We start from the raw sequence: 20,788 nt of genomic DNA on the forward strand, positions 1-20,788 counted from the left end.
ATCTCGCGCTTGCCCGCCTCGATGGCTCCTTTCCCCGCCTCATCGACAAGCTCACTCGCGTCCAGCTCCTCATCCTTGACGACTTTGGAACACATGCGCTCTCCGATCAGCAGCGCTTCCACCTCTTCGAAATCGTCGAGGAGCGCTATCAGCGAAAATCCACCCTGATTACAGCCCAAGTCCCCGTGGCAAGCTGGCACGACCTTATTGCCGATAGCACCGTCGCCGACGCCATACTCGACCGCATCGTGCACAATGCCCATCGCATTACGCTGCGGGGCGAGAGCATGCGAAAGCAAAAGAACGCACCCCTCTTGACGGCTGCTGAAAACGGAGAAATCAATCAGCCCTGATGGCAACCAGGCTGCCGAGGGCCAACCTCGTCAAACTGTCCGGACTTTAGTGAAACTGCTGTCCGGGATTTAGCGGAATCAATGTCCACCTTTTGCGAAGCGCGCAGTGCTGGGCTCATTATCCCCACAAAGACCCCGACGCCCAGCGCGGGGCTGGTACGGTCGCCGAGCTCTTGGCGTCTTAGATGAGATGAGTGAAGTGCCTGAGCCGCGCTATCGTTGGCGCAAGACTTGGCCGGATGAAGCCGACCGCGACAGCTGGAAGACAGATTTCCAAGGATGGGATCGGCAGATCCCCGTCGGGCGCATCCGCTACGAGGCGAATGGTCTGAAACAAGGTTTCTGGCAATGGAGCGGGCACGGCCCGCGTGTGTGCCAACGGCTATTGCCACATCAAGGCTACGAGACAGACCCACGAGTAGCGGCGTTAAGACGGAAGACTATTACGATCGGCTGATGGCTCATAACGGGATCATCCGCTAGCGATCTGAAAAACCGCCGCGTTATCCTGTTTTTCCCTCAACCCCTTGTAGGAGGCATGGCGAAGCTTGCCATCATCCGTCCAGGCTCGGTACTCGATCTCGGCGATGAGCGTCGGTTGAACCCACACGACGCCCTTCCTCTTCAAATTGATCGGTGGTGTCACCGTCTTCAAACTGTCGAGATCGGCGCGGAGCTTGATCGTCGCTCGCTCTTTGAAGCCGGTCCCTACCCCGCCGACATAAACGAGCTCGTCACCTCGATAAGCGGCCAGCAACAGCCGGCCGATGCCACCGAGTGCCGCGGTCGACGGCTCATAGCCGACGATGAAGAAGCTGTCGCTCTGGATGCACTTGACCTTGACCCAATCGCCGAGACGGCCAGATCGGTAGGGCGCATCACGCCGCTTTGCGATGACACCTTCCAGGCCGTGCTCGCAGGCGGCATCAAAGAGCGCCTGCCCATCGCCTTCGAATTCTTCCGAAAGCCGAATACCGCCGGCACGATCCTTCAACAAACCTTCAAGCATGTGCCGGCGGTCGCTCAGGTCCATCCACGAGACGTCATGACCATCGAAGTAAAGCAGATCGAAGGCAAAAAACACGGCTTTCGATGCGTGACGCTCTCCGCTCCGTCCGCCGAGGGCCTGCTGCAGGGCGCCGAAATCTGATCGGCCCTGCTCATCGAGCACGACCGCCTCGCCGTCCAGGATAGCCGTCGTTCCGATCGAGGCCGCCTCTTCGGCAATCGAGGGGAAGCGATCGGTCCAGTCGTGCCCGCCGCGGGTGATGATCCGGACGCTACTCGGCTCAACGTGCACCGCTAGCCGATAGCCGTCCCACTTGATCTCGTAGAGCCAATCCGGCCCGATCGGCACTTTTGGCTTCAACACCGCTAAGCATGGCTCGATCCTGTCGGGCATTGGATCGAATTGAAGTTGCGGTTGATCCAGATCGAGCGGTCTGCGCGGCCGACTGCGCAGCGGAGCGTCGGTGTTGCGAAGGAGCGGTTGGGATGACTTACGCGGAACCTTTGTCATGTCTCGAAGTGCAACAGAGATCGGTCGAAGAGTCGAGTCGATTGGGAACTTTCCTTCACGCTGGAAATTAAATTAATGCTTACGTGTCCCCATGTAAGCAGAGCCAGGCGCCCTTGTTTCCACCAGCATCACCCCGAGTGCCTGGCTCGTTTTCACGGGCGGGGTTGCCCCAAGAACTTCAGAACGATTGCTACTGTCGCTTCAGGGCATCACCCGACTGGGGAATTTCCCCGACCGCGCACCGGCCTATGTACTAGCTTGTCTGGAGAGACTGAGAGTAAGTCGCCACCTCTGGGGAATATGGTACGCATCCGAGTTGGGCCGCATTGTGCAGTGAGTGAGAGTGTGGATGCTCTGTCTATATAGACGGCAATATAGACGGTTCTTCACATATGGACGGGATAAATGATCTGACCGGGCGTTTTAGCCGGATGGCGATTGTCGATAGCGGGCGTCGCCGGCGTTTCACGGATGAAGCGAAGCTGGCGATCGTGGCTGAGAGTTATAACGGCCCGCGGCAGGTGACGGCCACGGCGCAGCGTCATGGGATCACGCGCTGGCAGTTGAATGCCTGGCGCAGGGCCGCGCGGGAAGGACGGCTTGTCCCCAGCTCGGCGAACGGATTTGTTCCAGCGATCGTTGTTGCCGAGCCTGATGTTACGAATACGCCACCTGCGGCGACTGTCGCTGTGCCGCCTTCTGTCACCGCACCCGGTCGCATGGAGGTGGTGAGTGCGAACGGCCGGCGTGTGATCGTCGGTCGGGATGTCGACGTGGACGTCCTGCTGCTGCTCATTTGTAGTCTGGAGACGTTGCGATGAACCCGTTTCCGATGGGAACGGGGATCAAGGTGTGGCTGGCGACGGGTCATACGGATATGCGGTGCGGCTTTCCTTCGCTGGCCCTTCGGGTGCAGGAAGTGTTGAAGCATGACCCTCTGGGCGGTCATCTGTTCTGCTTCCGGGGCCGTCGAGGTGATCTGGTAAAATTGATCTGGCATGATGGCCAGGGCGCATGCCTGTTCACGAAAAAATTGGAACGCGGCCGGTTTATCTGGCCGAATGCAGAGGGCGGCGCGGTGGCGATCACACCGGCGCAGCTTTCCTATTTGCTGTCCGGAATCGATTGGCGAGCTCCTCAGGAAACTTGGCGTCCGACACGGGTTTGAGTACCTTCTTCATTGAATTTATTCAGGAAATATGCTCTAAAATTTGCATGTCGTTACCGCCGCTTTCCCTTCCTGACGATCTTGCCAGCGCCCACGCCGCGCTGCTGGCGGAACGCGAGGCGCGGTTGCAGGCCGAGGCCGAAGCGACCAAAGCCAAGGCAGAGCTTTCCAGCATCGAGGCGCTCAACGCCAATCTGCAATTGCTGATCGCCAAGTTGGAACGCGACAAACACGGTCCGAGCCGGGAGCGCACCCAGCGGCTGATCGACCAGATGGAATTGCAGCTCGAAGAGCTGGTCGCAGACGCTACCGAGGACGAGCTCGCTTCAGAGGCGTCTGCCGCCAAAACCCAAGCCGTACGTGCCTTCACTCGCAAGCGACCGGTGCGCAAGCCCTGGCCAGAGAATATCGAACGCGAGCGCGTCATCATTGAAGCACCTGTTGCCTGCACCCATTGCGGTAGCGAACGGCTGTCGAAACTGGGCGAGGATACTACCGAGACGCTGGAGGAGATCCCACGCCGCTTCAAGGTGGTCGAGACCGTCCGGGATAAGTTTACTTGCCGGGAGTGCGGCTGCATCAGCCAGGCGCCGGCGCCGTTCCATGCCACGCCGCGCGGCTTTCTCGGCCCCAACCTTCTCGCCACTATCGTCTTCGACAAATTCTCCGAGCATCAGCCGCTCAACCGCCAGAGCCGGCGTTTCCGCAGCGAGGGAATTGATCTGTCCACCCAGACGCTTGCCGACCAGGTTGGCTACGTCAGCGCCGCCGTCAAGCCGCTCTTCGATCTCATCGAGACCCACGTGTTTGCAGCCGAGCGATTGCATGGCGACGACACCACTATCCCGATTCTCGCCAAAGGGCAGTGCATCACCGGCCGCATATGGACTTACGTTTGCGACGATAGGCCCTTTGGGGGACAGTCGCCACCGGCCGCCGTCTTCTACGCCTCCAGCGACCGGCGTGGCGAACATCCGCAACGACATCTGGCCGAGTTCACCGGTATCCTGCAGGCTGACTGCTACAATGGCTTCAATCCGCTGTTCGATCGGACAAAGAAACAAATACCGGTGACGCCGGCTTTCTGCTTTGCCCATGCGCGCCGGAAGTTCTTCGAGCTGGCCGACGTCTCTCGCAGTGCGCGCCGGGGTAAAGGCGCACGGCCTGTCTCGGCGACGGCGTTGGAGGCGGTTAAACGCATCGACGCGTTGTTTGCCATCGAGCGCGATATCAACGGCAGACGCGTCGAGGAGCGGCTTGCCGTGCGCCAGGAAAAGAGCAAGCCGCTGCTCATCGAGCTGGAGGCCTGGTTGCGCCAGGAACAGGAGGGCCTCTCACGCTCCTCACCGGTCATCGAACCGATCAACTACATGCTGTCGCGCTGGGCCGACTTTGCCCGATACGCCGATGACGGCAGGATTTGCATGACGAATAACGCGGCGGAAAGAGCCCTGCGCGGCGTGGCTTGCGGCAGAAAAAACTGGAGCTTCGCCGGATCCGATCGGGGCGCCGACCGGGCCGCCATCATGCTGACCCTGATTACGACGGCTCGCCTCAACGACATCGATCCAAGGGCCTGGCTTGCCGACGTGCTGGCCCGCATCGCCGCGCTTCCCGTCTCCCGCCTGCATGAGCTCTTGCCTTGGGAGTGGAAGGCGATCAAGGCGATGGAAATCCCGGCTGCCGCGTAAACAGTTTCCGAAACAGCTCTTCCGACCGGCGCAGACCCTCGTCCGTCAGCACCAGTGACTTCGACTTGTTCACCGGATCACCCGCCCTTCTGATACAAGCGATCAGTCGTCGCCCAGTCAAACCCCTTCCAGGCGCAATGCTCGTTGTGAAGCGTCAGCCATAGCAACGCCAGCACCGCGTCGTCGATTTTGTCCTCGTCGATCTCCATTCCGCAAGCTTACCACGCGCGACCGCAAAGATCCCTGCGGCCTACCTCGGATGGATACGGAATATGCGATGGGGTGGCGACACCAAATTAACGGCTTTTTAGAAACCGAGGTGCTTATGCCCGTACTTGGGCGTGTGGGTGAGCCGACTCTTCATGGCGACCGCTCAAAAAAAGCCAACAATGTGCTTACTCAGCGTGGGACAACTCGTATCCTTTGACAGTTGGCGCTGCCTCTCTGACCAGGACCTTCACCGATGAGATGCACAGAGCGGCAATCAACCCACCAGCGATGACATCAACAAGATAGTGGTTTGCGTTCGAGATTGCCGCAGCGGCCATAAATACGTTCAACAGCACAATCGGGTACCTAATCACCGGCACTTTCCAAACTGCCCAGCCGCAAACAGCGGCTACACCAGCGTGCACGGACGGGAACGTGACAATGCCCGCAGCCTGGCTAAATGTAAAAAGGAAGCGTGGGGCATTTCGTACGGCATTGAATTGATCGAGAAAGAAAAATGCGAAGTGAGCGTCAATATTGTGGAGGTCTCTCTGATGAACGCCATACGTGACGTATGTCCCCAGCGCAGGGAACCAAGTCGAAATAATGCTAGAGACAAAACAAATTAGCGCATAGGAAACCACCATGGCATAAGCGCGCTCGGCACGCCCGATAGCTGCAAGCAATATTGGCAGACCCAGAAGTTGGAAAGCAAATGATTGGTAGGCAATTCCGAGCGTAAACGCTAGCCACGGTACCGAATCCACAAAATGAATGAAGCCGAACCAAGAAAAACCGAGTGCAGAGTCCATGCGCGACAGCCTAGCATCTGCCAGAGGCATCGCGATCCACGCTGCTAGATATGTGGAAATAACGACTGGCACCGTCAAGAGAACGCCAAGGAACGCACATTCTCCAATGCTTCGAAGCCGCGGCATGTCTCTCGCAGAGCAGTAGGCGCTGATGAATACAGCGCCCAGCCCCATTCCCGCCACCAGAGGTGCGAAGGAGCTATAATCAACGGGAAAGCCAGACAAATTTATCAACGAATATGTTGCGGAATACGCCAATATGGTCAACATCCACAGGGCAACACGGACCTTATGCAGAGAACATGGCATTCTGTCAGCTCCGTCTCCGGCCACGGCCGACCAGAAGTGGCTTGCAGTCGACCGTATTTATTCATCGAAAAATTGTATTATGAGCGATAAAACTACGCGTATTAGATTAAGAACTGACTATTCAGAAGTTACCAGATCTTGCCCAAGGCGAGCCGCTATGTACGAGGATTATCTCAAGCCGATGTTCTGGGGTGTGCTCATCTTCGCGTTGACCGGCGTGCCGGCTCTGCTTTTGGCGAAAGCGACCTTCGTGGCGGCGGTCTTCGTAAACAAATACTACCTGATAGCGTTGCCCATCGATCTCGTGGCGTGGATTGTGACCAGTCTGTTACTGATCCGCCTGGCCGAAAAGTGCTTTCGGCTCAGGTAGCCCCACCCCTATACGTGGTGACGGAACTTTCCCGCCCAGCAGAGCTTTGATTATCGCTTACATCCCAATGTGAGCAGAGCCAGGCTCGATCATCGCTGTTCCATCCCGAGGAGAGCCTGGCTCACCGCCCCTTGCTTCCCGCGCGGATGCTCGGGAACAATCTGAGCGCCGGCAGGTTGGGAATAGCTTGTATTCCTTTGCAAGCAGAGCCAGGCGCCCTTGTTTCCGCCAGCATCACCGCGAGTGCCTGGCTCGTCTAGCGGAAAACTCGCGTGCCGAATGTTGTCGGGGAATGCATATGGCTAAAGATGCCGATCAACCCAGCCGCTCTGATTGTGACATTCGCCGTTTGATAGCGATATTCTGCTTCACAGAGAGGTGAAACGATGAAACTGACGAAATCTGAAGTGTACCAACGCCTTGAGGCTGCCCTCGCGATACTTGGGGAAGAAGATTCCGAAGACGCGGAGGCTGATATGAGGCTCAGCACCGTGCGGATTCTGTTGAAGCATGCAATTGAAGAGCCGGCGGGGGAATTCGACAATGTCGCCCATGATATTACCGACAACTGACGTTGGCCCGTCGCTTCCTTGGGTCTCTTTTTGGTCATAGGTGGCGCCACCAGCTGGCAGCCGCCGCGGAATTGATTGGCAATAACCCGCGTCTGTGAGCTATGGCTGTACAGGCCGTTGTTAGTTCTCGCTGGAGAACAACTTACCGGCCTCGTCGGAGCCCGCTTTGTACCCCTCTGCGGGCTCCGACTGCGGCAGCTCTCGCTGTCCGCTACAAACCTCCCAGAATGCCTAAATTAGCGGCATTATGGAGCAAGTGCCACAAGGCGGTGTCACTTGTCTCGAAGTTGATAAGTGGAAAACAGAGGTGACGGGCTGCTCGCTCGAAGGTAGTCTGATCCTATGAAAGTTCCAGACCTTCCCCCTGATTTGACATTTCAGACGCTCACGCCAACGGATGAGGAATTCGAGTTCTCATTCCAGGCGAAGAAACAGGCGCTCGGTCCTCACATCATTCAGCAGTGGGGATGGGATGAAAAGTTCCAGCGCGAAGTCCACGATCAGCGATTGCGCGAGAAGCCATTCTGTCAGATCGAGCTGAATGGACGGCCAATTGGAACTCTCTCGCTTCAATTGCTACCAGAGTTCGTCCGCTTCGGGGAATTCTATCTGATTGACTCATTTCGGGGCCTCGGCATTGGCTCGAAAATTCTTGCCCACTGCCTCGAACTTGCCGACGACGAAGACCTCCCCGTTCGGCTTGAATATCTTCTGTGGAACCCAGTTGGTAGCCTCTACCGACGAAATGGTTTCGTTGAAGTGGGACGCACTTCAACCCACTTCCTCATGGAGCGTCCAAAGCGACTCGACTCCCGGTAGAGGACCCCTACTAGGACTGTTCCGCAGAGTCGAGTCGGTGCTCTGAGCACGTTGACACATCATCAAAACGATTGGAACATTGGGCGAACATAGAGGCGCTGGAATCATGTCATTTACTGAGCACCAGTTTATCAAACAGGTAAAGAAAAACCACACAAACCGCTGGCTTCTCGAAGTTCTTCCCGAACTACGATTGCCTCAGGGTACCCTGACCGCAGGCTGTTTGTTTCAAACCGTATGGAATCTCAAAAGCGGGAACGAGCCAGACTGGGCTATCAAGGACTACGACGTGTTCTACTTCGATGCCAACGACCTGTCGTGGGAAGCAGAAGACGCCGTCATTCAAAGAGCGCGAGAAATGCTTAGCGATCTCGCCGAGAAAGTTGAAATCAGGAACCAGGCCCGTGTTCACCTTTGGTATCAACAGAAATTCGGCTCCCCTTGTCCGCCGCTGACGCGAGTTGAAGACGGAATTGACCGCTACCTAATCGCCTGCACGCAATTCGGGATCAGCATCGGGAGTAACGAGGTCTATGCTCCAGCTGGGTTCGACGACATGCGGAATGGCATTCTGCGCATCAACCCAAACAACCCTCTGACAAACCTATTTCTCAAGAAATGTCAGGAATACCAGACTCGATGGCCATGGCTTTCAGTTGCTCTTTGATCCTGGGTTTCGCAGATGGCGAGCTTTGTGGCACTTGCTCCATAATGCCGTAAATTAGTCCTAGACGCGACATCGAGAACGATAAGCGAACGGAAGGAATACATTTCGCTCGCTCTCAGCCACGGCCCTCACCCCATGGCCAGACTTCGGTCCGATAGCTCGTCTGGATGATTTTCCGAACTCCCGCCCGCACTATTTCTCTTCCTATCGCCAGGGGACCAAGGGTCGCTGCCTCGGGGGAAGTATTGCGTTGTGGCAGCGATCCCCTCACTCTCACCTGTCGTAACGGGGGGCGGGCATGTTGAGGCGATATATTCATCCATCTGATCTTCCGCTCTTTTCGGAGGATCTCGATCGTTGCCAGAAGGTATTCGATATTGTCCGCGAAGAGTTGAGCATCGAGCGGGGAAGCGAAAAGGAAGAGGTTATCGCGGCCTCAATCATTCATTTCTATAAACAAGGTTTGCGAGACGAGATGCAGTTACTCATTTTGGCGCGGACTGCCGCGATCAGCTGAACGCTCGCCGCCCGTAATTCAAGTTGGCGAGTATGCCACTTGAAATTTCGCCAAAAGCGGGCATTCTTCGCGCGGGCCGACTACCCACCGGCCCACCTGCTGGAATGCTTGCTCTTACCCCGCCCTTGTGCGGGGTTCTTTTTGTCTCCCCTTTCTCAGGGTGCGCGATGGCGGAACTGGATATTAAAATCCATTGTTGGTGGCCCGGGTCGACGTTTGCGCGAATCCCGGCTGCTTTGATCCATTGGTTTGGCAACTACCGCGGGTTAGCTCACCGCCGACTCGTTCGAGGAAACTACTGAGACTTAATCGAAATCCCTCGCCGCTGGGACGTCTGGTCGACACACCATTGCGACAAGGGATTTAAACTTTTCGCTGTATCCGAATCCAGATGGACATGGCACCTCGGAAGAATTCGAGGCCGTTCCTTGAATCCTAAGGGCATGTCGAAGATGCTATGCGCGAGTCAGTTAACGATTCAATCGAAACATGCGCGAAAATTTGAATGACCAGCCCGTTTGAAAAGCTTTCGGAAGTGATGACGCCTGCCCAGGTGGTCGCGGTATTTCAATCCAAGGGGATAATCATCTCCGAACGAACACTCCGAGAGCGCGCCCGCGGAGTGGGTGCGTATCACACCATCGGAAAAGCAATGTTCTTTCTTCCCGAGGACCTTGAAGCGCTTATCGAAGCGTCGAAAGCGAATCCGAAAGTTCATCACTCCTCGGGACAGTTGACTAAAAAAAGTGCTCCGGCCCGTACGAAAGTAGTTCGGTGTCTACCTCTGGATGCGCGGGAGAAAGGCGTTTTACGACAATTGTATGGGAAGGGCCGCAATTCGAAAGTGCCGACCGGCGAACTTCGAAACTGTGGACCGGATACCGAGGAACGGCTTCTTGCTCGTGGATTCATCAAAACCTGCCCGATGAAGAAATACCCTGATCGCGTTGGATTCTATACGCTCACCGAAGTTGGTTTTGCCGCCGCATCGAAGGAAACGGGGTGAGCCGGCCGCGTGTCTTCCTAGGGTAACCATCATGCACTCATAGGACCTTAGTCCGTCTCGCGTCCGACTGGAGCCCAATGTGCAATTGGTAATCGGTCGCCTAGCTTAACATCAGATTCGATCGCGTGTTCACGACACGCTTCCATGCTTTTGCTTCTTCGAACGGGAGAAAATCTATGCGTCGGTTTACCTTGGCATCTGTGGCCGTCCTCACCCTCGCTTTCGCCGCCAGCTCGACCGTTATCGTCGGGTTTGACACCGTCGCTCTGGCCAAGGATGGTGGAAATGGAGGGGGGAACGGTGGCGGAAATGGTCACGGGAACGGTGGTAGCAACGGCAACGGTGGCAGCAACGGAAATAGTAGCCAGCACAGCCAGAACGACAACTCCGGACGGGGCAGTCTTCAGTCTCGAAAAAGCGCCCAGGATAATGACGACGCGGACGACGACTCTTCTTCCAAGACTGTAAAGACGGAAAAGCCGACGAAGGATAAAAGCCTTCACGCGCAGCTTGCGGGTCTGAACTCTCTAAATCGGAACTATCGGGCGTATATGAACTCATCCGATCCCAAGATGACGGCAATCTCCGCCTATGCCGTCGCCTACGCCCGCTATGAAATCGACAATGGGACCGAGCCTTCCGCGCTCGATCCGGCGCTCGGCGATCAGGCGCTGGCGAGAGCCCTGGCGTCGTCGACGAAATCAGGCACCATCAGCCCCGCCGCTCTCTCGGAAGCCAAAAACATCCTCGGTGTCGGCGCCACCAACGGAAAAATTGACCAGATACGAGACGCGATGGAAAGGACGTCGGCGGATTGACAAACCGAGGCGCGTTCTAGCAGCCGACCTAGCGCCGCGGGTTAGAGTTCGGTCCGACAGTCGGACTGAATGATTTCCGTGACCCGCCGGAACGGGCGCATTCTTACGATTACATGCCAAAACGACAGATCCTATCGAGACACATCCGTCAGCGGAAGGCCACACTCAAGTGGCAGTCTCCTCAATGAAGATAGAAAAAAATCACGCGGTTCTCCATGGTCCAGCGGGCGCAAGAGGAAAGGCCGATTCATCGTGCAGAAAGGTGCTTCTGATATATTTCCCAGGTCGATGAGGGTCGACACATCCAAAGAAAGGGAAATATGTATATTCGCACAATTATTTCTGCATGCACCCTTTTGATTCTGCCGGGTATCGCGCTGGCAGATCCGACAGGAACTTTCAAGGTCGTAGGCAAGAATGCCGATGATGGCAGCACTTATACAGGTACTGTGAAAATTAACCGCACCGGCGCGACCTATAAAGTCGTTTGGAATATTGGCGGGACCGAATCCGTTGGCACCGGCTTGGGTTCCCGCTTCGATGGGCATGACATCGAGTCCGGCCACGCTACTGCCGATGATACCGGCATCTCCGTTGGATATGTCAGCAAGGACTCGTACGGGATCGCCGTCTATTACGAACAGTCAAACGGCAATTGGGAAGGGGTCTGGAGCTACGGAGGATCGAAGGGTGTGACCAACGAAACCTGGATTCCAGAGTAATCGGGGAAGTTGCGCTTTTTGGCGTTGAGGGTGCGCCACCAGCGGCGCATCCTTCGGATGCCAGACTATGCCCGGACAGCGCTTGCAGGATCGGCCCGCAGCCGGCGGCTCGGTAGAGGCAACGCCGGAGCAGTCATCATCGTGAAGTGGCTTCCGGGTTTGTCGCTATCGTTTTGCATTTAACGGGGTCTTCCTCACTTTGTGTGGTTAGAAATCGTTGATAGCCACGCAGCTATGACGAGTATGCGTACGAAACCAAAATGGTCGCCCGGTCCGGGCATTAGGGTGCAAAGCGTAGTGTCCAACGGCGATGGCGATTGGGTTGTGTCAGCTTGCGGACCAGAGGCGATCTTAGCAAGGTGAGCACGCGGCAAAATTCTCGGGCCATTCGCTGCGTGCCGGTCTTGCCTCCTCGGCCGAGGGCGGCTTTCCATATTCGACCGAGGCATCGCCACCATTATGGCCTCCTGGTTTCGATATCTTATCGTCTTCATATCGCAAATATACCGAGTCACCTCGCTCGAAATTGTACTGGAGCATCTCGTCAGCGTGACACTCCTTTACGGCATCATTGGCATGTCCCCCTCACCCACATGCCAAATCCATGTTCGCATTTCCGGCCGCGCATCGATCATACCAAGGAGTGCGACCTCGTAAGCCTCGTCGGCATCCGCCGGCACGATGAACATTGCAACGGGATCCGGCCGCGGCTCCGGTAGGGTGACGCTGACCACCGGCTTGTCGGGTGACAAATTGAAGCGCAGACCTTTCACGCTTTTACGGCGCAGGCGAGCCAGGCGTTCGAGCAATTGCCGTTCGTGCGCCGTCTCGAAGGGAATCCAGTTTTCGGTGGTGATCATGAGCGCCATCTCCTCGACCACAGCGAGCCCAGCCGCGTTGAGACCGAAGGTCAAAATGGTGACGATGTGAAGGGCCGGATCGGCATTCCAGAAGGCGAACTCGTTGGCAAAGATCTTCTTCAGCCGCTTCCATGTTTCTTCCTCGATCACCAGTTGATAATCCGGCATATGCTTGACGACCAGGCGGCGGCCGCTTCGCGCCTCGGCAAACTCCTTGACCTCCCCGACAAGAACCATGAGCTTGCGTTTTCCGGTTCCGCTGTTTGCGAGGACACCCAGAGTCATTGCCCTCCGGGCCGCGATCGCCGATTTTTCCTCCGGATGAAACACCTCCGGCACGAACAGAACCTCGGAGAACGACCCGCTGCTGACGGTCATCCTTCGGGCTGCCTCGATCAGGCTGGCGCGCACGCGACCCCAGCCTCGCTTGCCCGCCCAGGCGGCCGTCCATTCGGTCAGTTCGCCCTCGTGCCACAGATAATGGAGCAGAGCGCGCAGGGAGAGCCGCTTGCTGGCGTTTTTCACGGTATCGGAGAGGGACGGTTCCGCCGCGCGCGCTGGCCGAGAGCCGGTCTTTGCCAGCGGAAAATCCAGCCTTAGCGCTGCGACACCCTTCTCTTCATCGATCCGAATGGCATCCCCGATCAGGGAGCCCAGCCCGGACAGCTCGTGCGGAGGCTGATAGGCGCCGCAGGAGGGATCATGGCTCCCTCCCGAAGAGGGCATACGCTTGATAAGATGCTGTCCGTCGAAGCGGGCGATATACATTGCAACGCCATCAGGCCTGCAAAGGCAGAGCGGCCGGAGCTTGCGAGCAAAAGCGTCCGCGAGCGCCGCCGCCAGTTCCGGCGCGTCCTCCGCAAGTTCGATCCCGTCGATCCGATACCGGCGCATGGGTTTCTCCTTCCGACTTCGCTCAAGGGCTTTGTTTGGCGGTCGCGACATCCGCCAACCGTAATTCCTTCACCTCTTCCGGTTCGCTCATCGATTGTTCATAGCGGGTCCGGAGATTCGTGAGTGCACGCGACAACGCGCTCGCGTCTCCAGCTCGGCCGGCATCGATCTCATCCCCTAAAAATTCTTCGATCTCGGCGAGGACGGTGCTTCCATCCTGGAAAAACACTTGCAGCCGATTGTCTTCGTCGTCTTCGGTTTCCTCGGCGATCGGAACGCCGGGCAGCGGCATTCCTGAAGAAAAGTAGAGCTCCGCCCCATTCGTAGTCCGTTCGAGACGCGCGGCAATCGCGGCCCACCGCGCGGCGGTGATCGCGTCTCGCAAGGGCCATACTGCGTCCAGCGCAGCGGTGCGGGCTTGGCGTGCTGTTGTGTCTAGTCTGCTCCGGTTGCCATGCAGCGCACCGATGGTGTCTGGCGCGGTTCTCAGCCGGAATAAGAGGTCGGCGACTGCCTGATCGTCAGCCGAGATAATCGCCTGTCTATAGGCGTGCATGAGGCTCGCGGGCTCGGAAAAGACCCCACGTGCCCGCATTAGGACAATATCATCATGATCGGGGCCGACAGTTACAAACCGCGCGACTTTTTGCGTCATGTCCGGATCTGATGCCCTCGGCCTTGCCTCAAACAATGGCCATTCCACCTGCAACGGTATCTCGGGAATGGACAGATCCCTGGCATAGGCCTCGACCTGCCGGCGCCGGGCGATGAACCTGTCCTGGGTGTAGAAGTTCATCTTATTGAGAATGGCGCCATAACCGCTACGGATCTGCAGGATCGTTTTCTCATCATCAAGGCGCTGGACCGCATCGGGATCCATCAGTGGAACGAGCTCGAAACGCCCCTGCGATGCCGTCTTCGAGCTCAGCACGCCTCGATTTCGCCCCCACCCTTCCCGCTCCTCATATTTCCGGCCCAGATGGGTGGAGACGAAACGCGCGGTGGTCTCGTCGCCAACGGCAATGAAGAGCTTTATGTCCATGTTGCCGATCAAGGCATCGCGGGTCCTCTGGCCATAACGCTCGTCGATCTGCGGGATGTTCTGGGCAACGAGCGCGATGGTCAAACCGTATCCCGCCACCAACGGCGCCCGTTTGACGATCTCTGGAAGACGCTCGAACTGGTAGAACTCGTCGAGCATCATCAGGATCTTGTGCGGCTCTTCTGGGCTTGGCAGCCGACGCAGCATGACATCGTGGATCTGCTGGATCAGGAGACGGATCAGCGGTTCCACCGTCCCGAAATCCGACACGGGACTGGCGATAAACAACGAAAACGGCCTGCGCCTGAGATCGCGGATATCGAAGTCGCTCGCCGCACAGGCCTCGGCCATCAGCAGATTGTTGAAAGGCCCGAGCACTGTCACGATGTGTCCCTCGAAAGACGGTCGCTGATCCTCGTCACGTCCAAGATGCTGCCGGAAACCGGCGAGGATAAAATCGTTCAGCTCGGGTTCGCCCGCGATGATTGTTTCAAGCACGTCGGAGAATGGCTTGCCCATTGAGAACAATCGCAGGACCGAGCGCAGGTGCCGCCGCCCCTCCATCGTCCTGGACTCGAGAACGTAGCCGATCAACGAAGCCATCAGGCCGCGGGCCGTCTGCTTCCAGTAGCCCTCCTCCTTCTCGCCGATCGGCAGTAGGGTGGTTGCGAGATTGATGAGGTCGGTCGAGCGCTCCGGCCAGTCCCGCACAAAATCCAATGGGTTCCAACGGTGCGAATTCTTTGATCCCGGCGCGAAGACGAAACATTTCTGGCCCATCGCGAGGCGGGCCGCGCCGGTCAGCGCAAAGTTCTCCAGCTTCACATCGAGAACGACCACCGAGCCCCGATATTCGAGCAGGTTTGTCATCACGAACCCCCTGCCCTTGCCGGAACGCGACGGACCGTTGACGAAGAAATGGCTGTCGCCGCTGTAGCGGATGTCGATAGCCTTCTTACCCTTGCCGAAGGTGCCGAGCAGGATGGATTTTCCGGGGTCGCCCTGGGTCAGGCCGCTCTTTTCCAGATCCTTCAGCGTTGCGAAGCGCGAACCCTCGCCCGGTGGGCGGACCTCCCAGGGACGGAAGATCAAAAGCAGAATGCCGCCGGTGGTGACGCCTGCCTCGATCAGCGTCGCGATCGCGGCCACGCCGATCAGACTGCGTACTTTCGGGTTTCCCAGGTAGACCCAGGCCTGCTTGACCGGCATCAACAGGTCGTCAGTCGTAAAACTCCTCCACATCGTCGTGCTTCTTAGGAGGAAGAAGCTGGCCGCCGCATAGTTGGTGGACCATGCGAAGAATAGGGCAGCAGCGGCAAGGAATGGACCGGCGACGATCAGAACGATCTTTTCAAAGCGCTTCATGATGCCGACCATTTGTTGAAGTAGATCTCCGTGACACCACGCTTCATGGTGACCGGATCGCGGCTGATCTGCACCACGACCGGCGCGACAAACCGGACGAATTCGAGAAGCTCGGCCTTGGAAAGGCCAAGGCCAGCCTGCATGGTTGCCATCGCCAGACGCTCATAGGCGCCGAGGGGATTGTCGGCATGCAGCGTCGACATCGAACCGGGATGGCCGGTATTGACTGCCTGCAGGAACGAGAACGCTTCCGCACCGCGAATCTCGCCCATGAAGATGCGATCGGGCCGCAGGCGCAAGGCGGCCTCGAGGCAGTCCTGGATGGTGGTCTTCGCTCTGCCCTGCCCGCCCTTGGAGGCGATCAGCGCCAGCGTGTTCTGATGGGGCGGCCTGAGTTCGCGCGTGTCCTCGATGGAGATGAGCCGTTCCCAGAGCGGGACATCCTTCAGCAGACCGTTAAAGAACGTGGCCTTGCCCGAGGAGGTGCCGCCGGAAATCAGCAGAGTGACGCGGTTTTCGACGGCGAATCGGAACCAGTCGCGCCGTGCCGTCGGCGAAGGATCGACCAGACGCCCGACCAGCTCGCGGTCGAGGTCGGAAAGATCGGCGATGGCTCCGGCCGGGCCGGACACACGAACGCTGTCGAAACCGCCAAGCGCGATATAGTCGTCGAGGCTTATGTCGCGGATGACCTGCTTGCGGATCGCAAAAGCGCCGCCGGCGGCTGCAACCGGGGCCAGCACCGCCTGAAACCGCTCGCCGTGGGGCATGGCTGCCGATAGCAGCGGCGTCTCTTCGTTGACACTTTGCTGGGTGGAGCCGGCGATCATCTGGGCGAGGCCGCGGATCGCCCGTTCGTCGAGGCTAGCTACCGTATGCCGGACCATTCTTGCCTGGTCGGCGCGCTCGACCCAGACTTCTCCGGGACAATTGCACATGATCTCAATGACGGCAGGATCCTCCAGCAGGGAGCGAATGGGTTGCGCGACCTGCCGGAAGAAGATCGGAAGGGATTGCCAAAGCGACGCGCCTTCAGCGCCTCTTTCCGGAAAACTGGGCGCGGCGAAGCTCATTGACGGCCTCCTTCACGGGATCGGGATAGAGCGTGGAGAAATCGAGATCGCGGCGCACGAAGACGACGATCTGGGTTCCCTGATCGACATAGATGGTCGGTGGAATATTGATCGAATCTTTCAAGGCAGTGTTTGCCATCTCGGCCATGGTTTGTGAGATGGTCTGCTGCGCCTGGGTCTGCGCGTCGGACGCAGTGGACGAGGACGACGATGACGTCGAACTGCTGCCATCAGTATTGAGGCCGGCAATGAAGGATGAAACGCCGCCGACGAGACTTAGCACGGCGGCAGCACCAAAACGCTCGAGGTAGTGCTTGTCGACGATACCCGGCAGGCCAGACCTGCCAAGATCGTCGGCGCCGTAGGAGCCGAGCGAAACCGAAGTACCGTCAGCTCGCAGGGCCCGTGTCCAGACGATCAAAACTCGGGTCTGGCCGCGGGCGATCCCACTCTTGTATTCGCCGGTCAGCATCGTGCCCTTCGGCAGCAGGATGCGGCGGCCATCGAAGGAATACACGTCGCTAGAGATGACCGCCCGAACCATGCCGGGAAGATCCGACTGGATCGCGGTTTCGAGGACGGCGCGGATGAGCGTGCCCTGGGGGATCAGCGCATCGATGCGATCGTTGCGGGTCGCTCTCACTGTCTCTACATCCTGCGCCCCGATGGCAGCGACGAACTTCCGGTTCGGATCGTCGTCTGGCGCCCCGACATCCGCCGTCGTGTTCGATGCGTTCGTGCCCATAAGGGAGCCCGCCGCGTCTCTCTGTTGAGCCTGGTCGACCACCAGCATGTTCGAGCGTAGGCGGGCCTGACGAAGCTCTTCGGCCTTTCTGGCGCGCTCCAGCTCTTCCGCCGCGCGGCGAGCCGCGCCGTCGTCAACGGGCGGCGCAGCGATAACCACCGGCTGGACCTTCTGCTCCGCCTCGGCGGGCGGTGGAGTGATCACCAGTCTGTTGTCGTCCGGTTCCGGGGTGGGCCTGGGATCCGTGGACCTCGGATCAAGGTCCAGATGACCAGAACGGCTGGCTGTTTTAAACTCTTCTCGCGTCGCATCGCGGGCCCCCGTTCCGCGCTCGCCGAACGAAACATAGGCGGCGTAGCCAAGAATGGCGAGGGCAGCGGAGCCGAGGAGGATGGGTAGGAGCTTCCCGCCCTTGCTACGGGTGGGACGCGCCACTGTTTCGGTGATCTTTGCCTCTTCCTCGAAATCAATGGCCATTGCCGCCTCCGTAGTGGTCGTCGGCAGCCATGACGACGGGTTGTCGATGTCCGGTTTTTTTGAGATTGAAGACACAAGTGGCGACGTCGCCGTTGCGCAGGGTCCACTGGTCCGCCACCTTGTCGATGACGATGTAGTCGCCCTCGCGCCGGAAGTTCACGAGGCTTTCATGGCCGTCCGACTTGACGGCGAAGAAAGCCGGCAGTTCACCGGAAAACTGGAAAAAGGTCTTGACGCCGTCATCGAACATGGCGGTCGGCCTGTTATCGACAGCACCTTTGTAGCCATAGTCGTAGTTGAGCCCGGCGGAGTTGGCGAGTGCTGCTTTGATATTCGGCATGGCGGCGATTTCCTTGGCTGTGGCCAGGAGTCTCGCGTTCGCTACGTCGTCCGGATAGGCGAAGCGCAGCTTGATGACGGCATTGCGGGTATTGCCGGGCGTCGCACCCGTCAGCATGAAGTTATAGACCCGCTTTGACGTCACGACATTCATGTTCGTAACCGCGTTCGGCTCGAGCGGCTTGATGAACAGGTACTGTCGCGACTGGTCGGGCACGGCCTGCCACGCGACGCTGTCGCCCATGGCGACCGTTGCGATCTTCTCGTCGTCGTTGAAGACGATCATGGTCGAAACGCCCATCATCCCGGCGAGCTGGATGATGTTGTCCTGCTGGAAGGGAACAGTGCGGATCCGCGCATCGGCTTTGACCGCCTGTGGCAGGCTTTCTGCCCTGGCAAGAGAGACAACGATAGTGAGCAACAGCGTGGCGATGAGAAACAACTTTATCTTTTGGGCGATCAATTTCTTATGCTCGATCACTGGCGATCCTCGGTCGAGCTGACTGTTTCCTGATCACGCCGGTATTCGGTGACCTGAAATCCCAAGGGATTGTCGAAGCGCCAGTCGTTGCGCATCGGCTCGGATGTGTATTTGAACCGGACGTTGGCGACCCAATGGTCGGTTTCAGATGCCCCCGTCTGGCCGTTTCGGGTTGTCGAGAACCGCACCGCGGCGGTCTGTTCGTTGAGGAAAATGATGCTTTTGATCGCAACAGAGATCGTGGTGTTCGCGCCATAGAGCTTGACGGGGTTGTTGGGATTGGAGCCGGAATAGGTATTGGCGAGATCTTGCGCCGCCTTGCCGGTCGAATAGAGCGAGGCCAGGTCGAAATTATCCCGCAAGCCCTTTGGATCGTAGGTTTCCCTCGCACGGATGAAGCGAACGATATTGGCCCGCGTCACGGCCTCGTTCTGGGTGAGGTCTCCTGCTTCGGAAAGCGGACGGCTTGCCTCGACATAGCCGGTGGTCTTGTCGACTTCGAGCACGACGACGTCGAAACTCTTTAGCGGCAGGGTCGCCCATAACAGTCCGATCATGGCGAGGAGAGCAACGCCGAGCGTGATTGCCACGACCCGCCAGACGGCGCGCGAGGCGGCGACCGAGCGATAGACGGATATTTCCCAGCGCTCGCCCTCCTGATAGTAGCGGGAGTCGATGGGCGGAAGCGCCGTTGACGTCGTCGCACCCGTATTCTCTTCTGCTTCCATTCAAAATCTCCTGGACATCATTTGCGGGCGTTGATCGCCGCCGCCATGACCTGGGCGGCCGCTGCGCTGCCGTCCGAAATGGTTGGGGTCCCTCCGGGAAACCCGCCCCACAACGCCCGGCTGGCACGCCATGCGTCTGTCGCGCCCAGATGGGTGCCTGCGGCGATCTTGCGCAATCCGGAGCTCGCGGAACCGTCGATACGTGGGCCGCCGCCTGCGATCGCCGCGGCAAGCCCGACGACTTCCTTCAACATCAGGGTTGTCGCCAAGCACATGAAGATGAAGGGGGTGACTGTTCCGAGTGTGGGCTCTCCCGATTGAAGCGCGGTCACGGTATTTCCGAGCAGGGTCGTCATCAGGCCAAGCACGGTGTAGACGAGGATCGGCAGCAGCGAATAGGTCGCAAGCGATCGGATCCAGCCGTCGACGACCCCCGACGTGATGTTGAAGAGGGCGCAGCAGATCACGATCGGACCGATCCCGAGCAGGATGAACATGGTCATCTTGCCCATGATCAGGATCACCGCCGCAGTCGCGCACAGGATCAGCACGAATATGATGATTGCGCCGGCAACGAAATAAAGCCAGAGGGCAGTTACGCCTCCCTGCGCAGCCACCGCAGACGCGCCTGCCATGCCGGCATGCCAGATGTCGGAAAGGCTCTGGCCCATCGAAGCCCCGCCCGTCCCGCAGCCCTCGCCGCCCGCAGCCTCGCACACGACGGTTGCGACAGCATTCGGGGCTTCGACGAGCGGTGTGACGATCAGCGGCTGGTAGGTCGCCCAGGTAACGATCAGGCTGTAGGCGATGAAGGCGCGACCGAACTTCCAGACAAAAGCGCCCGCTGTCATCGGCGCCCGACCGAACAGCATCTCGTAGCCCCACCAGACGACATAGACGGTGAGCGCGGCAAGGAAGAGCGGGCCGAGATAGGTGGCGAGCGGCTCGTACATGCTCTGCACAGCAGAGGTTCCCATGCTGTCGACCTTGCCGAACAGCGTATCGAATATGTCATTGGCCATGGGAGCTGGGCTTTCAGAACTTGGTGACGCCGTCCTGACGGATCAGCGGGCCGCAATCGGCTTCAGTGGCATAGGCGGCGGAAGAGAAAAAGCTCGGGCTCATTTGCGCCGAACAGGGCGCCTTCAGCTCCTTGTGGCCGGCACAGCCTGAAACGGTCGCGAGAAGCGCACCAAGTGCGAGAGCGAACAGGTGTCGATGCATGAGGTGT

Annotated in this window: 20 protein-coding genes and 2 pseudogenes; 11 read left to right on the top strand and 11 right to left on the bottom strand. The window is 58.4% G+C overall.

Annotated elements, in window-relative coordinates; all coding sequences use genetic code 11:
* Positions 1-353, top strand: a pseudogene (gene istB, locus EV561_RS30525) (IS21-like element ISRsp2 family helper ATPase IstB); the annotation flags it as partial.
* A 472-nt stretch (positions 354-825) separates the two neighbouring features.
* Here the strand turns inward: istB and ligD are convergent.
* Positions 826-1,872: a non-homologous end-joining DNA ligase gene (gene ligD / locus EV561_RS30535; protein WP_132527583.1), complete on the bottom strand. Its 1,047-nt coding sequence runs from the start codon at positions 1,870-1,872 to the stop codon at positions 826-828.
* A gap of 392 nt (positions 1,873-2,264) precedes the next feature.
* Between ligD and EV561_RS30540 the strand changes: the two genes are divergently transcribed.
* Genes EV561_RS30540 through EV561_RS30550 form a run of 3 tightly spaced genes read left to right on the top strand, consistent with a single transcriptional unit; the run spans position 2,265 to position 4,731 of the window.
* Complete coding sequence (locus EV561_RS30540) at positions 2,265-2,693, top strand: transposase (RefSeq protein WP_132527585.1); 429 nt, start codon at positions 2,265-2,267, stop codon at positions 2,691-2,693.
* Positions 2,690-3,040, top strand: a complete 351-nt coding sequence (gene tnpB / locus EV561_RS30545; RefSeq protein ID WP_017965232.1) for an IS66 family insertion sequence element accessory protein TnpB — start codon at positions 2,690-2,692, stop codon at positions 3,038-3,040. The genes EV561_RS30540 and tnpB overlap by 4 nt, the downstream gene beginning before the upstream one ends.
* A 47-nt stretch (positions 3,041-3,087) precedes the next feature.
* A complete protein-coding gene (locus EV561_RS30550) occupies positions 3,088-4,731 on the top strand; it encodes an IS66 family transposase (protein ID WP_132527587.1) in 1,644 nt (547 codons plus the stop codon).
* Here the strand turns inward: EV561_RS30550 and EV561_RS30555 are convergent.
* Positions 4,700-4,940 (bottom strand): annotated as a pseudogene (locus EV561_RS30555) (DUF6429 family protein). The gene EV561_RS30550 and the pseudogene EV561_RS30555 overlap by 32 nt on opposite strands.
* 186 nt (positions 4,941-5,126) lie before the next feature.
* Entirely contained in the window at positions 5,127-5,753 is a 627-nt protein-coding gene (locus EV561_RS30560; RefSeq protein ID WP_165927975.1) for a phosphatase PAP2 family protein, read from the bottom strand.
* A 466-nt stretch (positions 5,754-6,219) separates the two neighbouring features.
* Between EV561_RS30560 and EV561_RS30565 the strand changes: the two genes are divergently transcribed.
* The 7 genes from EV561_RS30565 (at position 6,220) to EV561_RS30600 (ending at position 11,553) form a co-directional block, all read left to right on the top strand.
* Entirely contained in the window at positions 6,220-6,432 is a 213-nt protein-coding gene (locus EV561_RS30565; protein WP_132527591.1) for a hypothetical protein, read from the top strand.
* 386 nt (positions 6,433-6,818) lie between these two features.
* The gene (locus EV561_RS30570; protein WP_132527593.1) at positions 6,819-7,004 is read left to right on the top strand and encodes a hypothetical protein; all 186 of its coding nucleotides are present in this window, start codon (positions 6,819-6,821) and stop codon (positions 7,002-7,004) included.
* 342 nt (positions 7,005-7,346) lie between these two features.
* Positions 7,347-7,823, top strand: coding sequence for a GNAT family N-acetyltransferase (locus tag EV561_RS30575; RefSeq protein ID WP_132527595.1), 477 nt, complete (start codon positions 7,347-7,349; stop codon positions 7,821-7,823).
* 106 nt (positions 7,824-7,929) lie between these two features.
* On the top strand, positions 7,930-8,490 hold the full coding sequence (locus tag EV561_RS30580; protein ID WP_132527597.1) for a nucleotidyltransferase family protein: 561 nt from the start codon (positions 7,930-7,932) through the stop codon (positions 8,488-8,490).
* A gap of 1,022 nt (positions 8,491-9,512) precedes the next feature.
* Positions 9,513-10,013 carry a hypothetical protein gene (locus EV561_RS30590; RefSeq protein WP_132527601.1) on the top strand — a complete coding sequence of 167 codons (501 nt, stop codon included), beginning with the start codon at positions 9,513-9,515 and terminating at the stop codon, positions 10,011-10,013.
* Positions 10,014-10,189: 176 nt separating this feature from the next.
* Entirely contained in the window at positions 10,190-10,831 is a 642-nt protein-coding gene (locus tag EV561_RS30595) for a hypothetical protein (RefSeq protein WP_132527700.1), read from the top strand.
* Between the two features lie 320 nt (positions 10,832-11,151).
* The gene (locus EV561_RS30600; RefSeq protein ID WP_132527603.1) at positions 11,152-11,553 is read left to right on the top strand and encodes a hypothetical protein; all 402 of its coding nucleotides are present in this window, start codon (positions 11,152-11,154) and stop codon (positions 11,551-11,553) included.
* Between the two features lie 560 nt (positions 11,554-12,113).
* Here the strand turns inward: EV561_RS30600 and EV561_RS30605 are convergent.
* Genes EV561_RS30605 through EV561_RS30640 form a run of 8 tightly spaced genes read right to left on the bottom strand, consistent with a single transcriptional unit; the run spans position 12,114 to position 20,781 of the window.
* Complete coding sequence (locus EV561_RS30605) at positions 12,114-13,307, bottom strand: DUF1173 domain-containing protein (RefSeq protein ID WP_132527605.1); 1,194 nt, start codon at positions 13,305-13,307, stop codon at positions 12,114-12,116.
* 22 nt (positions 13,308-13,329) lie between these two features.
* Positions 13,330-15,714, bottom strand: a complete 2,385-nt coding sequence (locus EV561_RS30610) for a type IV secretory system conjugative DNA transfer family protein (RefSeq protein ID WP_132527607.1) — start codon at positions 15,712-15,714, stop codon at positions 13,330-13,332.
* A complete protein-coding gene (gene virB11 / locus EV561_RS30615; RefSeq protein WP_245513101.1) occupies positions 15,711-16,787 on the bottom strand; it encodes a P-type DNA transfer ATPase VirB11 in 1,077 nt (358 codons plus the stop codon). The genes EV561_RS30610 and virB11 overlap by 4 nt, the downstream gene beginning before the upstream one ends.
* Positions 16,747-18,009: a type IV secretion system protein VirB10 gene (gene virB10 / locus EV561_RS30620; protein ID WP_132527609.1), complete on the bottom strand. Its 1,263-nt coding sequence runs from the start codon at positions 18,007-18,009 to the stop codon at positions 16,747-16,749. Before virB10 ends, virB11 begins: the two co-directional genes overlap by 41 nt.
* On the bottom strand, positions 17,999-18,829 hold the full coding sequence (locus tag EV561_RS30625) for a TrbG/VirB9 family P-type conjugative transfer protein (protein ID WP_245513103.1): 831 nt from the start codon (positions 18,827-18,829) through the stop codon (positions 17,999-18,001). The genes virB10 and EV561_RS30625 overlap by 11 nt, the downstream gene beginning before the upstream one ends.
* Positions 18,826-19,557, bottom strand: coding sequence for a type IV secretion system protein (locus EV561_RS30630; protein ID WP_132527611.1), 732 nt, complete (start codon positions 19,555-19,557; stop codon positions 18,826-18,828). The genes EV561_RS30625 and EV561_RS30630 overlap by 4 nt, the downstream gene beginning before the upstream one ends.
* A 17-nt stretch (positions 19,558-19,574) precedes the next feature.
* A complete protein-coding gene (locus EV561_RS30635) occupies positions 19,575-20,579 on the bottom strand; it encodes a type IV secretion system protein (protein ID WP_132527613.1) in 1,005 nt (334 codons plus the stop codon).
* Between the two features lie 13 nt (positions 20,580-20,592).
* On the bottom strand, positions 20,593-20,781 hold the full coding sequence (locus EV561_RS30640) for a hypothetical protein (protein ID WP_132527615.1): 189 nt from the start codon (positions 20,779-20,781) through the stop codon (positions 20,593-20,595).
* Between the last annotated feature and the right edge of the window lie 7 nt (positions 20,782-20,788).

Origin of the sequence: Rhizobium sp. BK376 (genome assembly GCF_004341625.1) — a bacterium.
Classification (GTDB): domain Bacteria; phylum Pseudomonadota; class Alphaproteobacteria; order Rhizobiales; family Rhizobiaceae; genus Rhizobium.